The sequence below is a fragment of the Bacillus xiapuensis genome, assembly GCF_002797355.1.
In the GTDB taxonomy this organism is placed as follows: Bacteria; Bacillota; Bacilli; order Bacillales; family Domibacillaceae; genus Bacillus_CE; species Bacillus_CE xiapuensis.
Map to the genome: position 1 here is coordinate 1,806,598 of NZ_KZ454939.1, position 20,523 is coordinate 1,827,120.

Consider the following 20,523-nt stretch of genomic DNA (forward strand, 5'->3'; position numbering starts at 1 on the left):
TGAAATCTCGCTGTTGTTTTTTGTTTTACTTCATCCATTCCGTATGAAAAATACCTTCTTGATCAATGCGTTCATACGTATGTGCGCCAAAATAGTCACGCTGCGCCTGGATCAAATTAGCCGGTAAAGAAGCGGTGCGATAGCTGTCATAATAAGACAGTGCCGCCGATAGAGCCGGTACAGGGATCCCAGCCTTGACCGCAATCGCGATCACTTCACGAAGAGCTTGCTGATAATTTTCTACGATTTCTTTAAAATAAGGATCCAGAAGCAGATTCGTTAATTCCGGATTCCGGTCATAGGCTTCTTTAATCTTCTGCAAAAATTGTGCTCGGATTATGCAGCCGCCGCGGAAAATCATGGCGATGTCACCGTAGCGCAGGTTCCAGCCGAATTCCTCAGATGCGGCTTTCATTTGGGCAAATCCTTGAGCATAGGAACAGATTTTGCTCATGTATAACGCTTTGCGCACCGCTTCGATAAATTCTGAGCGGTCGCCGTCAAAGGCATTTCGTTTCGGTCCTTTCAGCAGCTTGCTGGCTTGTACCCGCTCTTCCTTTATAGCAGAAATAAAGCGTGCAAAGACAGATTCCGTGATTAATGGAAGGGACACACCAAGGTCAAGCGCGCTTTGGCTCGTCCATTTCCCTGTTCCCTTTTGGCCCGCTTTATCCAAAATCACATCCACAAGCGGCTTGCCCGTTTTTTCATCCATTTTGGTGAAAATATCCGCTGTGATTTCAATTAAATAACTGTCCAATTCTCCTTTGTTCCAGTCCGCAAATACTTCATGGAGTTCTGAAGCCTCTAAGCCGAGCACTTGCTTCAATAGAAAGTACGCTTCGGAAATCAGCTGCATATCGCCATACTCAATGCCGTTATGCACCATCTTTACGTAATGGCCGGCGCCATCAGGACCGATATATGTGCAGCATGCTTCTCCATCCACTTTCGCTGAAATATCCTTTAAGATCGGCTCCACCAGATCATAAGCCTCTTTTTGTCCGCCTGGCATGATGGAAGGTCCTGTTAGCGCTCCCTCTTCACCGCCGGATACACCTGTGCCAATAAAATGAATACCGCTGCTGCTCAGCTCTTTATTGCGGCGCTGAGTATCTTTAAAGAAGGTATTTCCTCCATCGATTAAAATATCCCCAGGCTCTAAAAATGGCTTTAGCTGGTCAATAGTAGCATCTGTAGCTGCACCTGCTTTCACCATCAGCAAAATTTTCCGAGGTTTTTCCAATGATTCAATAAATTCCTCAATACTGTATGTACCAACAATTTGCTTTCCTTGGCTTTCCGCTAGCATCTCATCTGTTTTTTCACGGGAGCGGTTAAATACCGATACCGTGTAACCGCGGCTTTCAATATTCCAGGCAAGATTCTTGCCCATTACTGCTAATCCAATGACACCAATTTGCTGTTGTGGCACGATTCCACTTCCTCTCTTCAATCCAAAACTTTGCATCTTTAAGCTATGGTATATGCTTAACAAATGTATCAATATATTGCAAGTCGCGCAACAAAAAAGCAGGCGATCCCGCGATTTTCAGCGTTTATCTTAAAAATTTATGATGGAGCAAATCCGCGAAAGATTCGTAACCGGTCCGCTTCCCCTAAAATATGGAGTTCCCTACAGCCCGTGGGAGCGGGAGGACTAGTTTCGTTATACAGGCAAAAGCACAGGAACCCGATTTCTAAAAAGGCGGACATCACCTCTCTATTAAGAAAGGATGCTTAGCCAGTGAAAATGAAAGCTAAAAGTCCTTAAAATGCCGCCTTTAGACAGTTGAAAGAAGTCGCTTTGCATCACGCCCCTTTTCTTCGGAGACCCGCTGCTTTTTACGGCAAAATGGGGATCCTACGGTCAGTATATCCTAATTGTTCTTGTTTGAAAACCGCTTATACTAGCCAGGTGCAGCGGATAACGAGATGCCTGGAAACCAAGCCCCATAAGTCATCATGCCTGGCAATCACTTGCGGATGCGGACTCCTTTTTTGATCGCTTGGACCCCAAATTTTTCCCGTATTTTTTCAATCGCATCACTAAGCGGCTCTTCTTTTGCCGCCTGCTCGTAGGAAAACAGGTCGAGCTGCACCCCTGTTTCTTCTTTATCCCCAAGATCTTGCACTGCCACGCCCAGCAGCCTGACTCCGTTGCCATTCCAATTCTTTAACAGCAGCCCTTTCGCTTCTGAAAAAATCACGTCTTGCTCGCCGGTCGGGCACGGAAGCTTTTTGCTGCGGGTAATCGTTTTGCGGTCTTTGTAACGAATGGTCACGGAAACAGTCGCTCCAAACGCCATCTTGCTGCGGAGGCGGGCTGTGACTTTTTCCGTCAGCTGCTGAATAATGCTAATCAGCTCTTGCTGGTTTGTAACATCTCTGGGAAGCGTCCATGAATGTCCGACACTTTTCCATGTATTCATCGCATCGGGATTGACTTTTCTGTTATCGCACCCATTGGCGCGCTCTTTCAAACGAAGCCCATTGATGCCAAGACGTTTTTTTAAGACCAGATCGTCTGCCGCAGCCAAATCTCCAATCGTATGAATCTGAACAGCAGCTAGCTTCTCAGCTGTTTTCCTGCCCGCCCCATACATTTCTATCACTGGAAGCGGCCATAAACGCGCCGGGATCTCCCGCTTTCTTAAGACGGTAATCCCCATCGGCTTTTTCATATTTGAAGCCATTTTCGCCAGGAATTTATTGGGCGCAACCCCTATGCTGGAAGGGAGTGACAGCTCCTCCATTAGTTGCTGCTGGATGGACTTTGCAATCGCAAGCGGTGTGCCTAAAGAGAAGCTGTTGGTAATATCCACATATCCTTCATCAATAGAAACCGGTTCAACCAGCTCAGAATACTGCCGCAGTATGTCAAACATCGCCGCAGAAGCAGAGCGATATTTAGGAAAATCAGGAGGCAGGATGAGCAGCTGCGGACATCGTTTTTTGGCTTCCCGCACTGTCATCGTGGTGCGTACACCGAACTTTCTCGCTTCGTAGCTGCAAGTAACTACAATTCCTTTGCGCTCTTTCGGGTTTCCGGCAATCGCAAGCGGTTTCCCTTTTAGGGAAGAATCATGAGCAATTTCTACCGAAGCATAGAAACTGTTCATATCCACATGCAAAATGACCCGGCCGTTCTTAGGGTAATAATTTTTCACAGTTCCCCACTTCCTATTGAGCTTTTCTTCTATTATAGCAAGGAAGAAGCCATTTGAAACGGAATCTCTTTGACAGCTTAGCCAAAAATAAAAATATTTACAGATTATTTGAAATGTTATAAACTGTTTATAACTTTATAGCTAGCCGTAAACGCTGTTTTATCCAGACGGCAGTTTCTATAGAAATACTGTTTAGTTTGCTCGCTTTTCCCGCCGGAAAAGTTTCAGTAAACAAAAAGCCAGTATGTTTTCTCCTCCATGCTTTTGAGCATGGGCTGAAAACGGCTGGCTTTATTTTTTTAGAAGCCAAACTCTGGCTGGTCATTGCATTTTCTCCCAAGTAAGAGAGAGGACAGCAAGAAAATGACCGCTTGGATCGTACAGCTTTTCTTGCTCTCACCATAAAATAAAATGACAGCGTTTACAATCGTGGATAGGAGGATGAGATGAAAAAAACGCAAGAGTTTAACAAAGTGTTATCACGTGCAGATGTTTTGGTATTAGCGTTTGGCGCTATGATTGGATGGGGCTGGGTTGTGCTCTCCGGAGAATGGATTTTAAAAGCCGGTTCTATCGGGGCGATTATCGCATTTTTGCTCGGAGGCATTCTCGTTGTGTTTGTCGGCTTAACTTACGCAGAATTAACCACTGTCTTTCCGAAAACAGGAGGTGCTTATCATTTTGTCAAGGAAACGTTAGGCAGGAAAGCGGCGTTTATCGTCGCTTGGGCTTTGCTTCTAGGATACATTTCTGTTGTTGCTTTTGAGGCGGTCGCTTTGCCCACAGTTGTCGAGTATATCTTTCCAGACTATCAATCCGGCTATCTATGGACGCTGGCTGGCTGGGATGTATATCTCTCATGGGCAGCCGTTGGCATGATGGGTTCCATTATAGTTACGATCATTAACTGGGTCGGCGTAAAGCAAGCCGCGTTTTTGCAAATTGTTTTGACATTGGTATTAACGGTCATCGGGCTCATGCTTGTATTTGGCTCGGCACTGGGCGGCGGAGAAATCAAGAATATGGAGCCGCTGTTTGCCGGCGGAGCTGCGGGACTAATGGGCGTGATGATAATGACTCCCTTCTTATTCGTCGGTTTTGATGTCATCCCTCAGGTGGCGGAAGAAATGAAGATTCCCATGAAAGCCATTGGAAAAATTATTGTATTATCCGTAAGCTTTGCGGTACTGTGGTATGTCCTGATTATCTTCGGCGTTTCTTTAAGTCTTGACTCGCAGGAGTTGGCGGGTGCCAGCTTGGCGACAGCAGACGCTATGGGAGCAGCTTTTGGCTCACCGCTATTTTCCAAGATCTTAATTTTAGGCGGCATCGCCGGAATATTAACGAGCTGGAATGCTTTTATTATCGGCGGCAGCCGCATCATGTATGCCATGGCGCAAGACGGAGCCTTGCCGGCATGGTTCGGCAAAATACACCCGAAACACAAAACTCCCTCCAACGCTATTCTCGCGATCGGGCTGCTGTCTACTTTAAGTCCGCTTCTTGGCCGCCCTGCGCTTGTATGGTTTGTTGATGCTGGCGGTTTGGCCATCGTACTGGCTTATTTTATGGTTTCGTGGTCCTTTCTCGTTCTGCGAAGAAAACGCCCGCAATTGGAAAGACCCTTTCAAGCTGGAAAAAGCTCATCCATTGGCTGGATTTCTCTCATACTGACGTTCGGCTTCATTCTTTTATATATGCCTGGCATGCCTTCCGCCCTCATTTGGCCGTATGAGTGGATTATTACGCTGGCATGGTGGGGGATCGGCGCATTCTTTTTAGCAAGAGGAGCATCCAATAAGAAGGCTTCATCACTAAATAAAGGGGGATCAGAGCATGATCAAACAAGACGCGTTAACTAAGGAATTGGCAGAAATGGATAAAAGGCATTTCATTCATCCGACTTCTTCCATTCAAGAGCAGCAAGCCAACGGACCTGCGATCATATTTAAAGAAGGCAAGGGAGTACATGTCACGGATATAAATGGTGAAACCTATATTGAAGGAATGGCTTCTCTGTGGAATGTGAATGTCGGGTACGGGAGAAAAGAATTGGCTGAAGCAGCTAAAAAACAGTTGGAAACGCTGGCCTTCTCCTCCAGCTTTGCCACGTTCAGCAATGAGCCGGCGATTCGGCTCGCAGCAAAAATAGCCAGCATCACGCCGGGAGATTTACATGCTGTCTTTTTTACTTCCGGCGGTTCAGAATCAAATGATACGGCTTATAAGCTCGTACGCCATTATTGGAAGTTAAAGGGGCAGCCTCATAAAACGAAAATCATTTCCCAGGAAAAGGCCTATCACGGTGTAGCGATTGGTTCTACAAGCGCTACAGGCATTCAAGACTTTCAGCAAATGGCTACTTCTTTGGCGCCCGGATTTTTGCATACAGAACCGTTCTCTGCGGAGGCGTTAAGAAAAACAATTGAACAAGAAGGAGCCGATACCATCGCGGCCTTTATTGCTGAGCCGGTTCAAGGCGCTGGCGGCGTTAATATTCCTCCAGACGGCTACTTTCAAGAAGTCCGCGAGATTTGCAACGAACACAATATATTATTGATTGCAGATGAAGTCATTACTGGCTTTGGGCGCACCGGAAAGCTTTTTGCTTGCGAACACTGGGGAATCACACCGGATATGATGCTGCTTGCCAAAGGGATATCCAGCGGTTATATCCCTTTAGGAGCCGTGGTTCTTCGGGAGCACCTCCATCGTGACTTGATTCGGTATTCAGAAGGCACGCTATTGCATGGCTTCACTTACAGCGGACACCCAACGGCTTGTACGGTTGCTTTAAAGAACATCGAAATCATCGAAAACGAACAATTGGCCGACAATTCCAAAAGGATGGGCGACCTGCTTTTGCAAGAATTAACCGCTTTGCAAACGGAAACGAATATCCTCGGTGACATTCGAGTCCTCGGCCTGATCGGTGCTGTCGACATTGTAAAAAATAAAGAAACGAGCGAAGGATTTCCGCAAAAAATATCGCCAGTCATCATTGCGGAGGCAAGGAGACGAGGACTCATCTTGCGGACGGTGACATTTGGCGACGCTGACACGATTGTCTTCTCTCCTCCTCTCGTGATCAATGAAGAAGAAGTCCATAGGATGGTCGCCATTTTAAAAGAATCGATTCTAGCTGTCCAAAGCACACTGTAAACTCAAGAAAAAAAACTCCATGGCGGTTCTTGCCATGGAGTTTCCTCTTTTCTCATTTTTTCTATCATACGGGGCTTGTAGCAGCATCCAGCCATCAGCGTGCCTCCGCTTGCGCCAAGTACTCTTTTATATCCTGCACTCCCTCCAATGATGATACGAGTGCATTCGTGTCGATCATCGTCACTAAGCGGTTTTCAAGATCCGCCACTCCGCAGAAGTACTTCGCTTGTCCGGAAGCTAACAAGCCCATCTGGCGGATGGATTCTTCCGGCACATCCATAATCTCCTTCGCCTCTTTAACAAGAAAGCCGATAGGAAATGAATCCGATTGAACAATGATCAGCCTAGCTTCTTCGATATTACTCAGCTGACGATGATAGAAAAGATATTCTAAATCCACAACCGGAAGCAGCTCTCCCCTACTTTTCGTGATCCCTTTAAAATATCGCGGAAAATGCGGAATAGGATTAATATTCTCCATTTTTTCGATCGAAATAACCGCTTCAACAGGAAAGGCATATTCTTCACCGCCAGTCACAAACACCACTGCTTTATGTAAAGTTTGCATAAAAAAACCTCCGATCCATATGATTCTTATAATGTATCATATTTCATGGAATTCAAGCAAAACATTAAAGGCAGGATTGGTCTCATCCGTCAATATGCCAAGCAGCATAGCCGGGGATTTTCGGATTTACGCTTCCGCGACTTCCGCGACAATAGCGACAGCCATTTCAGCCAGCTTAACAAACTCATCCACCGGCATTTTTTCGTTGGTTGTATGAATTTCTTCATATCCTACTGCAAGATTAACCGTCGGAATGCCAAATCCAGCAATCACATTGGCATCGCTTCCTCCCCCGCTGGTCAATAGCTTGCTGGACCGGCCGATACGGGCAGCGGCTTTCTTCGCTATTTCTACTACATGATCCCCTTCTCCAAATTTAAATCCAGGATACATGACATGCACCTCGACTTGAGCGCGGCCATTCATTTCAGCAGCTGTTTGTTCAAATGCCTCTTTCATTTTCGCAACTTGCGCCTCCATTTTTTCAGGTGCAAGTGAACGGGCCTCCGCTAAAATACTGACATAGTCGCAGACGATATTGGTTGCACGTCCGCCTTCAAAACGTCCGATATTGGCGGTTGTTTCCTTATCAATGCGGCCAAGCGGCATTTTAGCGATGGCCTTGGCTGCAATCGTAATAGCGGATACGCCTTTTTCAGGGGCAACTCCAGCGTGGGCGGTTTTTCCGTAGATTTCCGCCTTGACCTTTGCTTGCGTAGGCGCAGCCACGATAATATTTCCGACCGTTCCATCACTGTCTAAAGCGTAGCCAAACTTTGCTTTAAGAAGAGCAGGATCCAAAGCCTTCGCACCGACAAGCCCAGATTCTTCCCCAGCCGTAATCACAAACTGAATCATGCCGTGATCATAATTTTGCTCCTTCAAGACGCGCACTAATTCAAGCATCGTTGCTAAGCCAACTTTATCATCCGCTCCAAGGATCGTCGTGCCATCCGACACGATATAGCCATCTTTGATGCTCGGCTTCACATTAGCTCCCGGAACAACTGTGTCCATATGAGAGGTGAAATAAATCGGGTCCACACCCTCCTTCGTTGCTTCAAGCGTGCAAATTAAGTTTCCCGCGCCGTGGCCGGTTTGTTTCGCTGTCTCATCTTCATAAACATGCACCCCGAGTTCTTTAAACTTCTCCGTTAATACTTTGGAAATTTCCGCTTCATTCTTTGTTTCTGAATTGATCTGCACCAACTCAAGAAATTCATTTAATAAACGTGTTTTATTGATCATACCTTCATTCCTCCAGTGAGATGATTCTTTTTTAAGTATACTCTTTTAAAAGAGACAATGCCAAATCTTACATAATGATAGAAGCATCCGGCAGATTGTTCGCCGGATGTGAAGGATTTATAAAGGGATGTTTCCATGTTTTTTCTTCGGCCGCTGTTCTTTTTTCGATCGCATCATGTTCAGTGCCTCCATAAGCTTGATTCTCGTTTCGCGCGGATCAATGACATCATCAACCATCCCTCGAGCAGCTGCTACATAGGGGTTAGCAAACTTTTCGCGATACTCTTCAATTTTTTTTGCGCGGGTTTCTTCCGGATTTTCGCTGGAGGCAATTTCTCTCGCAAAAATAATATTGGCTGCACCTTGCGGCCCCATCACAGCAATTTCGGCGTTCGGCCAAGAATAAACAAGGTCCGCTCCTATCGCTTTGCTGTTGAGAGCGACATAGGCGCCTCCGTAAGCTTTACGCAAAATCACCGTGATTTTTGGAACAGTGGCTTCGGAATACGCGTATAAAATTTTGGCGCCATGGCGAATGATGCCGCCATGTTCCTGCTTCACTCCCGGAAAGAAACCGGATACATCTTCAAATGTAATAATTGGAATATTAAATGAATCGCAGAAACGAATAAAGCGAGCTGCTTTGTCGGAGGAATTGATATCAAGACCGCCGGCCATAAACTTCGGCTGATTGCAGATCAGTCCGACTGCTTCCCCTTTTATGCGGGCAAAACCAATCACAATGTTTTTGGCGAAATCTTTTTGCACCTCCATGAAAGAGTCTTCATCCACCACGTGTTCGAGAACTTTTCTGACATCATACGGGCGCAAGCCATCGAACGGAACCACATCTGTAATATCTTCACAGTAATCATCTTCTTTAGAATAAGCGGCGATTGGCGGCTTCTCTTCATTATTTTGCGGGAGATAGCTTAATAAGCTTCGTACCATCCCGAGCACTTCCTCCTCAGAGCTCCCGCGGAAATGCGCATTTCCGCTAATGGAGTTATGCACTTTCGAACCTCCTAGATCTTCGGATGAAATTTTTTCTCCCGTAACCGTTTCAATCACCTTAGGCCCAGTGATGAACATCTGGCTCGTTTTGTCTACCATAAAAACGAAATCCGTAATGGCTGGCGAATAAACCGCTCCCCCAGCGCAAGGTCCCATAATCACTGATATTTGCGGAATCACCCCGGAATAGACGGCGTTGCGATAGAAGATATGGCCGTAGCCGTCCAGAGAAACAACCCCCTCTTGAATCCGCGCGCCGCCCGAATCATTTAGCCCTACGAATGGGGAGCCATTCTTGACTGCCATATCCATGACATTCGCGATTTTTTTAGCATGCATTTCTCCAAGCGCTCCGCCAAATACAGTGAAATCCTGTGAAAATAGATAGATGGGGCGCCCGTGCACTTTGCCGTAGCCTGTGACAACCCCATCTCCCGGTCCTTTCACTTCATCTAAGCCAAAATCCGTACACCGGTGTTCAATAAACGGATTCATCTCTACAAATGTTCCCGGATCAACAAGTAATTCAATTCGCTCTCGAGCGGTCAGCTTCCCCTTGTCATGCTGTTTATCAATCCGTTCATCTCCGCCCCCCAGCTCTACCTCACGGCGGCGGTCGTATAGATCATGAATGCTTGTGAAAATATCCTGAGTAGCCATGGTTGGTCATTCTCCTTTTCCTTTACTTTTATCACAAAGCTCAAACAGCACGCCGCAAGTGGATTTCGGATGCATAAACGCTACTTGCGCGCCCCCGGCTCCAGATTTTGGCGTCTCATGTATCATGCGAATGCCCTGCTCTTTCATTTCAAGAAGGCGTTCATTGATATTCTGTACACCAAAGGCTATATGGTGTAATCCTTGTCCGCGTTTTTCGACAAACTTGGCGACTGCGCTCTCTTGACTCATCGGTTCCAGCAATTCCAGCTTAATATTGCTCGCATCAAGAAAAGCTACCCTTACTTGCTCCGAGGGAACTTCCTCTATTGCGATAAGCCTTAGCCCTAATTTCTCCGTGTAAAAAGGCAGAGTTTCATCGAGTGAAGCGACAGCAATCCCCAAGTGATCGACTTTCTCTATCACACCTATCCCCCCTGTCAAAATCTCTATAACATTTAAAATATTCGATATAATTCGCCAAATCCCTTCTTTCCCGTAAAGCTCTCCTTAGAATACCGCTTGTGATCGTTGAAAAAAGCCGTTATTATAATAGATAGACTAGAAACTATGTTTACACGGCTAAAGGAGCGAACAATCTTCTATGAGAAATAAAAGCATACAGAAAACAGTCATCTATATCATGTTATTTACCATGCTAGTGTCTACCGTGTTCTTCGGCTTATCCATGTTTATGTGAGAGTTCTCTCCCCTGTTAAGAGTAGCCAGACCAGGGGGGGAAAACTCGGCAAAGCACGTCCGTTTATGAGAGGCGAACAGACTGGAATCGCTTGGAAACAAACTTAAAGGCAGGCTCTGTTATGAGCCTGCCTCTCGGGCTTCCCTTATATAGCTTGGTCTGCTTTCTCTTTTCATTCCTTTAAAAGAGCTTTTGATTAACAAGTATTCCTCCATCTCTTTAATAAATTGCAGCAGCGCCGCCCTCGATTCAAATTCTTCCCTTGTTGCAGGCAAATCCATCTTTTCAAATTCAGCTCTCATGCGTTCAAGCTTTTGCAAAGATAGATGCGCTGTATTCCCAGGATGAATGCGCTCTCCTAATTCCTCCATAAAGTCGGCGATGACATGGGCCTGTTCAACTTGGTGAGAGATCGATGTGATGATCGACAATACGCGCTCTATTCTTTCAAACTGCTTTTGCCGCATACTGAAGTAGCTGTAAAACAATTTCTCTTCCCGCAAGAAATGGTTTTCAATATCTTGGAAAGCGAACTCCTTGCCTTCCTTTATTAGCTTCACCGTCTCTGTAATTTCTTTTCCGTCCCAAACATGTTGGTTGTCGCGCAAATACATCGCAATTTCTTGAAAAATGCGGCGAAAATTTTCCTCAATCTCATCCTGCAAGCGGTATAGCCTTTTTTCAAGACTCGGCATATATAAATTCATAAGCAGAGCGATTCCCATGCCGACTATGATGATGCCATATTCATTGAGAATAACGCTTTTTGTGATCTCACCAGCCGAATACATATGCAGAATGATTACACTGCTTGTGACGATGCCTTCCTTTACCTTCAAAGCAACAACCGTCGGAATAAAAAACAGTAGCAGCAGTCCAATCATCAGCGGGTGAAAGCCTATTCCTTCAAAAAAGATCGCACAAAAAATAATAGCAATTGTACAAGCTCGAAAACGGCTCCAAGCCGCCTGCAAAGACTTTTTCTTCGTATTTTGAATGCACAGGATCGTAATAATCCCCGCTGAAACAAAATTTTCCAAGCTCATCGACTGAGAAATGATGATTGCCAGCGCCGTTCCAATAGCCGTCTTGATTGTTCGGTATCCGATTTTAAACATGGATAAACTCCTGAATAAGGGTATTATGACTTAAGAAAACCCTGCCATCCCAATGACAAGGTTTCACATAGTTATTACACTTCGTCACAATATTGATCAAAAGCCGCCTGCAGCTTCTGAACAACCGCCATTGGATCATGGCCTTCAATTTCATGGCGCTCTACCATCGTGCAAATCTTTCCGTCTTTCAGCAGCGCAAACGATGGAGAAGATGGCGGGTAGCCTTCAAAATAGCTCCGTGCTTTTGCCGTAGCTTCCTTATCTTGCCCTGCAAAAACAGTGACAAGCTGATCAGGGCGCTTATCATAATGAATCGCATGAGCGGCAGCTGGACGAGCGATCCCGCCGGCGCAGCCGCAAACAGAATTCACCATTACGAGCGTCGTTCCTTTCTTAGACAATGACGCGTCTACTTCTTCCGGTGTCCGCAGTTCTGTATATCCCGCAGCCGTGATCTCATCACGAGCTTGACGAACGACATTATTCATTAAAAAATTAAAATCCATGTTCATGCATTCTGCTCCTTTACTCACTATAGTGTATCACTATAATAAAATAATTGACGTTTGTTTTCAAATATAACTGCGTGAACTGCTCACCACTTATCGCTCTTGCGGGCTGGCGGAAGTATTCTTTTCGGAAACCTAGTTAAAAATTACAGAGAGTTTTTTTATTTGCAGGTTTTAAATGCTGAACACATGGGAACTATAGTAAAGCAACTAGATCCATACCCCTAAACTCCCTAGTTGGCGGCTGGTACTCAATGGTACCAGCCATTTTTTATAGGAGCAGAGCTGATTGCTTATCTCTTATCTGGGTAAACATAAGCAAACAGCTCCGCTGCTGCCTGCGATGGCGTCATGTTCCCTTCCATCGTTTTCCTTTCAATCGACGGCAAGTTTGCCTGAACATGCGGATGCTGATAAAACGCCGCTTTGAGCTGTTCCGTAATTAAATTATGCAGCCATTCCCTTGTTTGCTCTTTGCGCCTTTCTTCCAATACACCATTCGTCCTGACCGTCTTTTCAAAGTCTCGGATGATTTCCCACAGTTCCTTGATGCCTTGCTGTTTAAGCGAGGAGCAGGTGCAAGCCCGGGTTTTCCACCCCTTGGTTGCCGGCTTCAGCATCTTTAGGATTTGGTTGTATTCCAGCTTAGTCTGATGGGCTAATGCAAGATTGTCCCCATCCGCTTTATGAACGACGATGATATCCGCAAGCTCCATAATTCCCTTCTTCAATCCCTGTAATTCATCCCCAGCTCCTGTCAGCACCAGCAGCATAAAAAGATCTACCATCCCGCGAACAGTGAATTCACTTTGCCCTACCCCAACAGTCTCCACCAAAATGACTTCAAAGCCGGCCGCTTCACAGAGGAGCATCACTTCCCGCGTTTTCCTGTGAACGCCGCCGAGCGTGCCGCTTGAAGGGGACGGCCGAATATAGGCATTCGGATGTTTAGCCAGCCGCTCCATCCGTGTTTTATCACCGAGAATGCTTCCACCACTAACAGCTGAACTGGGATCGATGGCCACCACCGCTGTTTTGAGCCCAAGATCGCACAGCATGTTGCCGAATGCTTCAATAAACGTGCTTTTTCCGACCCCCGGCACGCCCGTAATGCCAATCCTAATGGAATTTCCCGTCTTTGGCAGCAACTTTTGCAGCAGTTCTTGACCGTATGAATAATGGCTGGGCGAGTTGCTTTCAATGAAAGTAATGGCTTTCGCTAAATCTTTTCTCTTGCCGGCTAGCACACCGTTTACTAATTCGTCTGAATCCGGAAGGCTGGGAGCCCTTTTACGAAAGCGTTTTTGATTTGAAAAGGCGAAACCGCCGCTGGAAGTTGAGATTCCTTTCATCACATGAAGAGCGGACGGCCCGCTCTCTCTCTTGTTTGCGCATTCTTTCTCCTTCATTCATCCGTCACTTCCTCGTAGCCGAGGCTAATATATATTTCTTCTAAAATCTTTTGAGCGGATGCAGGAATGACCGTGCCCGGCCCAAATATCGCCGCCGCTCCATGAGCGTGAAGAAAATCATAATCTTGAACCGGAATCACACCGCCAATGAACACGACAATATCTTCCCGCCCCAGCTTTTTCAATTCTGCAATCAAGGCCGGCAGCAAAGTTTTATGGCCGGCAGCCAATGAGCTGACCCCGATGGCGTGAACATCATTTTCCACGGCCTGCAAAGCCGTTTCTTCCGGCGTTTGAAACAGCGGGCCAATATCGACATCAAACCCTAAATCCGCGTAGGCGGTGGCTACTACTTTCGCTCCGCGGTCATGGCCATCCTGCCCCATTTTTGCCACAAGAATCCGCGGCCGGCGCCCTTCTTGTTCATTAAACTCCGCCGTCATTCGTTTAACAGCACGGATCTGCTCCTCATCTGAGAAGTTCGAGCTGTATACGCCGCTCACGGAGCGGATCATTGCCTGATGTCTGCCGCTGATCCGTTCAATGGCATCGGAGATTTCTCCTAAAGTCGCCCGCGCTCTCGCCGCTTCCACAGCCAGCTCCAGCAGATTTCCTTCTCCTGTTGCCGTTGCCTTTGTTATCGCCTGCAGCGCAGCCGATACTTTCTCCTCGTCACGGGACGCCTTCATTTCCTGAATGCGTTTGATTTGTTTTAAGCGCACAGCGGTGTTATCGATGGCTAGAATATCGATTGGATCCTCTTGCTCTAAGCGGTAGCGGTTAACTCCGATAATCGTTTCCGAACCGGAATCGATCCGCGCTTGGCGGCGCGCGGAAGCTTCCTCAATTCTCATTTTTGGAAGACCGGTCTCAATCGCTTTCGCCATACCGCCCAGCTCTTCTATTTCCTCTATGTGAACCCAAGCGCGCTCCATTAGTTCATTCGTTAACGCTTCTACATAATAAGATCCGGCCCAAGGATCAATGACTCTTGTTATGCCGGTTTCCTCCCGAAGGAACAGCTGAGTGTTGCGGGCGATGCGAGCCGAAAAATCGGTTGGAAGCGCGATCGCTTCATCTAAAGCGTTCGTATGCAATGATTGCGTATGGCCCATCACCGCTGCATGCGCTTCAATTAATGTTCTTGTCACATTATTAAACGGGTCCTGCTCCGTCAAACTCCATCCTGAGGTTTGGGAATGGGTCCGCAGCGCCATCGACTTAGGATTTTTCGGATGATAAGGCTGCATCAGCTGCGCCCAAATTCGGCGAGCCGCCCGCATTTTAGCCACTTCCATAAAATAATTCATGCCGACCGCCCAAAAGAATGACAGCCGCGGAGCAAACGAATCAATCTCAATGCCCGCCTTCAGCCCTGTGCGGACATATTCAAGACCGTCAGCCAGCGTATAAGCGAGCTCGAGATCTGCTGGAGCTCCAGCCTCCTGCATATGATATCCCGAAATGCTGATGCTGTTAAATTTCGGCATATAATTAGATGTATATTCAAAAATGTCCGCAATCACCCGCATCGAAGTATCCGGGGGGTATATATACGTGTTTCGAACCATATATTCTTTCAATATATCATTTTGGATGGTTCCAGATAGCTTTTCTCGAGGCACCCCCTGCTCTTCAGCGGTTACGATATAAAAAGCCATTATCGGCAAAACAGCCCCGTTCATCGTCATAGAGACAGACATTTGATCCAGCGGAATGCCCGAGAATAATATATTCGTATCCTCAACGGAATCAATAGCCACACCTGCTTTTCCCACGTCTCCGACCACTCGCGGATGATCGGAATCGTACCCCCGGTGCGTCGGCAAATCAAAGGCAACGGACAGGCCTTTTTGCCCCATTGCCAGATTGCGCCGGTAAAAAGCATTGCTTTCTTCCGCCGTAGAAAAACCAGCGTACTGACGCACCGTCCAAGGGCGGCTTACATACATCGTCGGATACGGCCCTCTCGTATAAGGGGCGATCCCCGGCATATCGTTAATATGCGAAAGCTGTTTCGTATCCTCCATCGTATAAAGGGGCTGCAAAGAAATTTTCTCATTTGTTTCAAAGGAAAGATCCTCGAAGGAGGCCTTCACTTCCTTCTTTAATAACTCTTTCCATGCGGCAGGAGAAGAAGGACCTTCTGCTATAGAAAATGGATGCATTTTATGAAAATCCGGCTTACACATGTACAGGCCCTCCTTCCCAAAGAGACAGCAGATGGGAGAGCTTATCAAGCAAATTCTGACCGGCAAAGATATGACCATCCAGCCCCGCTTCTTGCCATTTTTTTTGCTCTTCCCCAATTAGCTTTCCCGCCAGGTCGATATGAACCTGGCCGCCGGTGCGCTTCAGCTCTTTGATGAGGGAGGGGCCAAAAGCAGTATAAGCTTCATCCCCTCCGCAAATGCAGTAGTAAGGAAATCCCGTTTCAGCTATAAAAGCCGCTGCTTCTTGAGCGGACTGACATTCGCCGCTTAGCTTAGCAGAGATTCCCCCAGCGGCCAGAACGCCGGTAACGAAATCTGCGCGGGGTTTAAACGTCTTTAATGCACCTAAACAGATCATGCCGGCCTGCGCCTTAATGCTGGCAGCACGTGCTCTTAGTTGCTCAAAAGGCGCCGCCAGCCGCTGGGCTTTCACCGGTATAATGGCTTCTCCGCTGCTTTGGACATGCAGATGAGCCAGCGACTCCTCGCCGCTTGTCAACTCTATTAATTCCCGGAAGGCAGCAATCTTTCGTTCCGCGTGTAATCTTTCCATGCAACTTTCCCGTTCCGGCAGCTCTTCATCAAGATCGGCATAGATATTCGTGCCAATCATGGAGGTCTTTCGAACGGCTAAATCAGCCGTTCGCTGCTCCATCACTTTCGCCAGCTCTTTCTGAAGCATGCCGCTTTTCAAAGCTGAGAGGATGCCGCCGCCTTCCTCTATGCGCAAAAACTGCTTCCAAGCCATTTGGCCAAGCTCATGCGTCAGCGATTCAATAAAATACGAACCGCCAGCCGGATCAATCACTTTGGATAAATGGGCTTCATGTTTTAATATCAGCGGTATATTTCTTGCCGTTCGTTCGCCGAGGGCGGTCATTGCACCATTCACTTCATCGAAAGGAGCCACTTGCAAATATTCTGCTCCTCCGAGCAGCGCAGCAAAAGATTCACTGCCTGTTCGCAGCAAATTGACATGGTGATCGTGCTTCGAAAACGTGAAGACGGACGTTTCCGCCCCAACTGAAACCTTTACAGCTTCCCCCTCTACGCCATAAGAAGCGCAGAGCGCGCTCCACAATTTGCGGAAGGCCCGCAGTTTGCTCGTCTCGATAAAGAACTGCGAACCAACGGCAAAATGAAAGCTGAATAAACGGACCGTTTCTTCTGGAGACCAGCCTTCTTCCTTTAGCCACTCGATATAAAAAACCGCTTCAGCTAATGCAATAGCGATTTCCTGCACTGCATGAGCGCCAGCTAAATGAAAAGGAACCGTATCAATAATGACCGTTTTCAATTGCGGAGACGCCTGCCTGACTGCTGATAGTGCTTCAAAATGCAAAGAAAGAGCCGACTCATCCGGCAGCAGCCCTCTTTGGGCATAATGCGAGAGAATATCACTTCCCGCAACCCCTTGAAGCCCGGATTGTTTTGCCTTGATAAGAAACGCAGCAAAGGCTAAGAAGTGATCTTTCGTATTTATGTACATCGGATATTCAGCCAGCTTCAGCTCGGATGCCATCTGAAGGTATTCATCAAAGCTCATTCCCGCCATTTCTTCAATAGTAAACGAGACCGCATCCTGCCCAGCTTGCAAAGCGGCTGTCAATTTTTTCCGCAGCTCACCGGCGGATTGAGCGTGTAGTTTGTTAGCGTTTTTCCACGGTTTCTGCCAATATCCCCCTTTGTAAAATCCGCGAGTGTATGACGGCTCACCGGGAAATTGCTCCACGGCAATTTCCAATAGATGTTCAGGCAAATATAGCGGCTTCAGTGTTATCCCCTCATATGTTTCCGTATGCAGCTGAGCCAATGATTTTCCTTTAAGAGAGGATGCCGCCGCCTTTTTCCATTCCTGTAAAGAAACATCCGGGAAACTTTGAATTTTCATCTCCTGAATATTCATTCTTTTCTCCCCTTTGTTTTTTGAAATCGATTACATTTCCAGGTGCAAAAATTCAAAATATTATACCTATTGTTTATTTTATCGGAATCGGGGGCGTCAATCAATGAAGTTCGCTAAAAAACCTTAATTTGGAAATTACTTCTTTGATAAGCGGAAAGACTTTTCGTGAAAATCTGGCCATAACATGCTATATTGTTCTTACCCTCTGTTCTCAGAGGAAAATCAAATTAGGGGAGAGCTTGCATGAAAAGAATTTTCGCATGGTTGGGAGTATTATTCTTCAGTTTCGGAACGATCGCCCACGCAGACAGCGCTGTTGGAGATGTGATCGTTACTCTCGGCGAGAACTTATCACCCGCACAGAAAGAGCAATTGCTGCAGGAAATGGACGTTCCTGCTGATGTTACCACTGTTACGGTATCAAATGAGGAAGAGCATAAATATTTAGGAGACTATATTCCGAAAGCCCAAATCGGTTCGCGAGCGATTTCATCCAGCAAAATTACGATGAAAGAAAAAGGCTACGGCATTAATGTCCAGACGAATAACATATCCTGGGTATCTAAAGAAATGTATACGAACGCTTTGTCAACGGCGGGCGTGAAGGATGCCGACATTTATATTACCGCTCCGTTTGAAGTATCAGGAACGGCGGCATTGACAGGGTTAATCAAGGCTTACGAAACCTCAACAGGTGAAAAAATTTCAGAAGGCCAAAAAAAGGTCGCTAATGAAGAAATGGTGACAACCGCCAAGCTCGCTGACCAGATTGGCGAAAAAGAAGCGACTGAATTTATCCAGCGGGTAAAAGAAGAAGTAGCCCAGGCTAATCCGCAGACAGTGCAAGAAATTAAAACGATTATTACCAACGTGTCTAATGAATTCAACATCAACTTAACACAGGAGCAACTGGATCAGTTATCTGCTCTTTTTGATAAAATGAAAAATTTAGACATTAACTGGGATCAAGTCAACAGTCAAATTGACAAGGCGAAAGAAAAATGGGATAACTTTAAACAATCCGAAGAGGGTCAAGGCTTTCTTCAATCCATCATTGATTTCTTTAAATCGATCATCGACTGGATTGCTGGCCTCTTCAAGTAAAGCTTCCTCATGCCTTGCCTTATAAATGTTCTATCATCTTAAACTGCCGGTCTCTTTCCGGCAGTTTTTTTTGAAAGGCTGTTTTTTAAACGGCCGTCATCCTTGCCATTATCAAAGGAGCGTGACGACAAAACGGTCATCATGGCTGATATTCCGGCTATTTAAAACGAAAAACATTTGTTCCTATTGCAGAGCAGATAAAAGTATGGGCTTAAAAGTCGGCGCGGGAGATATCACGCCACCTATATGGCCGATCCGTTCAGGCGGACAAAGGCGCTTCAGCAAGAATATGCAGCGGCAGCCATTGTTCTTCTTTTTCAACAGCGGGAATGAAAGAAAAAAACTTCCGCTGCCTGCCCCTCTCGGGAAAATGATAGGCAGTAATAAATGAAAAGGGCTGTTCAGAAGGGTTCATTTTTCTTGACCTTCTGAACAGCCCTTTTCCAAACATAGGATTTAATTAATAAATAGATGTATGCTCCGATATATTTTCAAGTATTTCTTTCACACGTTTTAAGAAACGGCCGCATACTAGGCCATCAAGCACGCGATGGTCAAGCGATAAACAAATATTCACCATGTCACGGACGGCAATCATCCCCCCCGGCATGACAACGGGACGCTTAACGATTGATTCAATTTGCAGAATGGCTGCCTGCGGATAATTGATAATGCCCATTGACTGCACGGAACCGAATGAACCGGTGTTGTTGACCGTAAAAGTGCCTCCTTGCATGTCCTCTGCTTTCAGCGTGCCTGCGCGAACTTTATTCGCAAGTTCGAAAACTTCCCGGCCAATGCCTTTAATGGTTTTTTCATCAGCCCGTTTAATGACTGGAACATATAGCGCCTCATCCGTAGCGACAGCGATGGACAAGTTGATATCTTTCTTTTGAATAATTTCCTCTCCTGCCCACATCGAGTTCATTTGCGGAAATTCCTTCAGCGCCTGAGCAACTGCCTTTATGAAGAAAGCGAAATACGTTAAATTAAACCCTTCTCTTTTCTTGAACTCCTCTTTGATAGAATCGCGGTAACTAACGAGATTGGTCACATCCACTTCCATCATAGTCCAAGCATGAGGGATCTCCTGCTTGCTTCGGACCATATTGGCCGCGATCGTCTTTCTCACTCCGCTTACAGGAACGCTCACATCGCCCGGAAGCACGGAAGCCGCCGGTGTTTTTGAAGCGCTGGCAGAAGTTTCAGCCATAGAAGCTGGCCGCCGCTCAAAGCTTTGCTGTTCAGCCTGTCCACCAGCTTTTGGAATTTCATTTGATCGGATTATCGTTAAAAGGTCTTTACGGGTAATTCGTCCGCCTTTTCCCGATCCGGTCACCTTTGTTAAATCGATGCCGTGTTCTTGCGATAATTTAAGCACTGCCGGAGAATATCGGGCTCTGCGCTCGCTTCTCTCCGACTTATCCGCTTCATTGGATGGCTGCTGCCCGGCCTTTTCTTGTTCCAGTGCTTCCGCTTTCTGATCATCGGCTTCACCTGCCACATCCATGAAACAAATAACTTCTCCAACGGCTAATGTATCTCCTTCAGCCGCTGTCAGCTCATGAATAATGCCGCTGTAAGAAGACGGTATCTCCGCATTCACTTTATCCGTCATCACCTCAGCAATCGGATCGTACTTATTGACTTGATCTCCTTCTTGAACTAGCCACTTGCTGATTGTTCCCTCCGTGACGCTTTCTCCTAATTGGGGCATCGTTACTTTTTTCACAGCCATGAAA

Annotated in this window: 18 protein-coding genes; 4 read left to right on the top strand and 14 right to left on the bottom strand. The window is 46.5% G+C overall.

The features are described 5' to 3' along the window. Positions 1-25: 25 nt before the first annotated feature. The 3 genes from gndA to CEF20_RS09015 form a co-directional block, all read right to left on the bottom strand. Positions 26-1,435, bottom strand: a complete 1,410-nt coding sequence (gndA, locus tag CEF20_RS09005; protein ID WP_100331494.1) for an NADP-dependent phosphogluconate dehydrogenase — start codon at positions 1,433-1,435, stop codon at positions 26-28. Between the two features lie 541 nt (positions 1,436-1,976). Next, positions 1,977-3,170: a DNA polymerase IV gene (locus CEF20_RS09010; protein WP_100331495.1), complete on the bottom strand. Its 1,194-nt coding sequence runs from the start codon at positions 3,168-3,170 to the stop codon at positions 1,977-1,979. Positions 3,171-3,297: 127 nt separating this feature from the next. Next, complete coding sequence (locus CEF20_RS09015; protein WP_100331496.1) at positions 3,298-3,495, bottom strand: hypothetical protein; 198 nt, start codon at positions 3,493-3,495, stop codon at positions 3,298-3,300. 121 nt (positions 3,496-3,616) lie between these two features. On the opposite strand from CEF20_RS09015, the gene CEF20_RS09020 reads away from it, so the two are divergent. Next, on the top strand, positions 3,617-5,032 hold the full coding sequence (locus CEF20_RS09020; RefSeq protein ID WP_100331497.1) for an APC family permease: 1,416 nt from the start codon (positions 3,617-3,619) through the stop codon (positions 5,030-5,032). Next, the gene (locus CEF20_RS09025) at positions 5,007-6,332 is read left to right on the top strand and encodes an aminotransferase family protein (RefSeq protein ID WP_100331498.1); all 1,326 of its coding nucleotides are present in this window, start codon (positions 5,007-5,009) and stop codon (positions 6,330-6,332) included. The genes CEF20_RS09020 and CEF20_RS09025 overlap by 26 nt, the downstream gene beginning before the upstream one ends. Positions 6,333-6,426: 94 nt before the next feature. Here the strand turns inward: CEF20_RS09025 and CEF20_RS09030 are convergent, their stop codons facing one another. The 4 genes from CEF20_RS09030 to mce all read right to left on the bottom strand — a co-directional run bounded on the left by CEF20_RS09030 (position 6,427) and on the right by mce (position 10,242). Continuing rightward, on the bottom strand, positions 6,427-6,900 hold the full coding sequence (locus CEF20_RS09030; RefSeq protein ID WP_100331499.1) for a chemotaxis protein CheW: 474 nt from the start codon (positions 6,898-6,900) through the stop codon (positions 6,427-6,429). A gap of 126 nt (positions 6,901-7,026) precedes the next feature. Continuing rightward, a complete protein-coding gene (locus CEF20_RS09035) occupies positions 7,027-8,148 on the bottom strand; it encodes a M20/M25/M40 family metallo-hydrolase (RefSeq protein WP_100331500.1) in 1,122 nt (373 codons plus the stop codon). Between the two features lie 117 nt (positions 8,149-8,265). Then, positions 8,266-9,822 carry an acyl-CoA carboxylase subunit beta gene (locus CEF20_RS09040; RefSeq protein ID WP_100331501.1) on the bottom strand — a complete coding sequence of 519 codons (1,557 nt, stop codon included), beginning with the start codon at positions 9,820-9,822 and terminating at the stop codon, positions 8,266-8,268. A gap of 6 nt (positions 9,823-9,828) precedes the next feature. After that, complete coding sequence (gene mce / locus CEF20_RS09045) at positions 9,829-10,242, bottom strand: methylmalonyl-CoA epimerase (protein ID WP_100332059.1); 414 nt, start codon at positions 10,240-10,242, stop codon at positions 9,829-9,831. 181 nt (positions 10,243-10,423) lie between these two features. Between mce and prli42 the strand changes: the two genes are divergently transcribed. Then, positions 10,424-10,519 (top strand): stressosome-associated protein Prli42, encoded by a 96-nt coding sequence (gene prli42 / locus CEF20_RS17325; RefSeq protein ID WP_157796235.1) that lies wholly within the window; start codon positions 10,424-10,426, stop codon positions 10,517-10,519. 119 nt (positions 10,520-10,638) lie between these two features. Here prli42 and CEF20_RS09050 read toward each other — a convergent pair whose 3' ends face one another. The 5 genes from CEF20_RS09050 to CEF20_RS09070 form a co-directional block, all read right to left on the bottom strand. Further along, on the bottom strand, positions 10,639-11,637 hold the full coding sequence (locus CEF20_RS09050) for an aromatic acid exporter family protein (RefSeq protein WP_100331502.1): 999 nt from the start codon (positions 11,635-11,637) through the stop codon (positions 10,639-10,641). A gap of 74 nt (positions 11,638-11,711) precedes the next feature. Continuing rightward, the gene (locus CEF20_RS09055) at positions 11,712-12,149 is read right to left on the bottom strand and encodes a BrxA/BrxB family bacilliredoxin (protein WP_100331503.1); all 438 of its coding nucleotides are present in this window, start codon (positions 12,147-12,149) and stop codon (positions 11,712-11,714) included. Positions 12,150-12,439: 290 nt separating this feature from the next. Next, entirely contained in the window at positions 12,440-13,555 is a 1,116-nt protein-coding gene (meaB, locus tag CEF20_RS09060; protein WP_100331504.1) for a methylmalonyl Co-A mutase-associated GTPase MeaB, read from the bottom strand. Further along, positions 13,552-15,750, bottom strand: coding sequence for a methylmalonyl-CoA mutase (scpA, locus tag CEF20_RS09065; protein WP_198508481.1), 2,199 nt, complete (start codon positions 15,748-15,750; stop codon positions 13,552-13,554). Before scpA ends, meaB begins: the two co-directional genes overlap by 4 nt. Continuing rightward, complete coding sequence (locus CEF20_RS09070) at positions 15,743-17,677, bottom strand: methylmalonyl-CoA mutase family protein (RefSeq protein ID WP_100331505.1); 1,935 nt, start codon at positions 17,675-17,677, stop codon at positions 15,743-15,745. The genes scpA and CEF20_RS09070 overlap by 8 nt, the downstream gene beginning before the upstream one ends. A 243-nt stretch (positions 17,678-17,920) precedes the next feature. Here CEF20_RS09070 and CEF20_RS09075 point away from each other — a divergent pair, with 243 nt between their 5' ends. After that, a complete protein-coding gene (locus CEF20_RS09075) occupies positions 17,921-18,781 on the top strand; it encodes a DUF1002 domain-containing protein (RefSeq protein WP_100331506.1) in 861 nt (286 codons plus the stop codon). Positions 18,782-19,040: 259 nt separating this feature from the next. On the opposite strand, the gene CEF20_RS16605 is transcribed toward CEF20_RS09075, so the two are convergent. Together CEF20_RS16605 and CEF20_RS09080 are read right to left on the bottom strand one after the other, a co-directional pair. Beyond that, on the bottom strand, positions 19,041-19,196 hold the full coding sequence (locus tag CEF20_RS16605; protein ID WP_157796236.1) for a hypothetical protein: 156 nt from the start codon (positions 19,194-19,196) through the stop codon (positions 19,041-19,043). A gap of 45 nt (positions 19,197-19,241) precedes the next feature. Next, positions 19,242-20,519 (bottom strand): dihydrolipoamide acetyltransferase family protein, encoded by a 1,278-nt coding sequence (locus CEF20_RS09080; RefSeq protein ID WP_100331507.1) that lies wholly within the window; start codon positions 20,517-20,519, stop codon positions 19,242-19,244. Between the last annotated feature and the right edge of the window lie 4 nt (positions 20,520-20,523).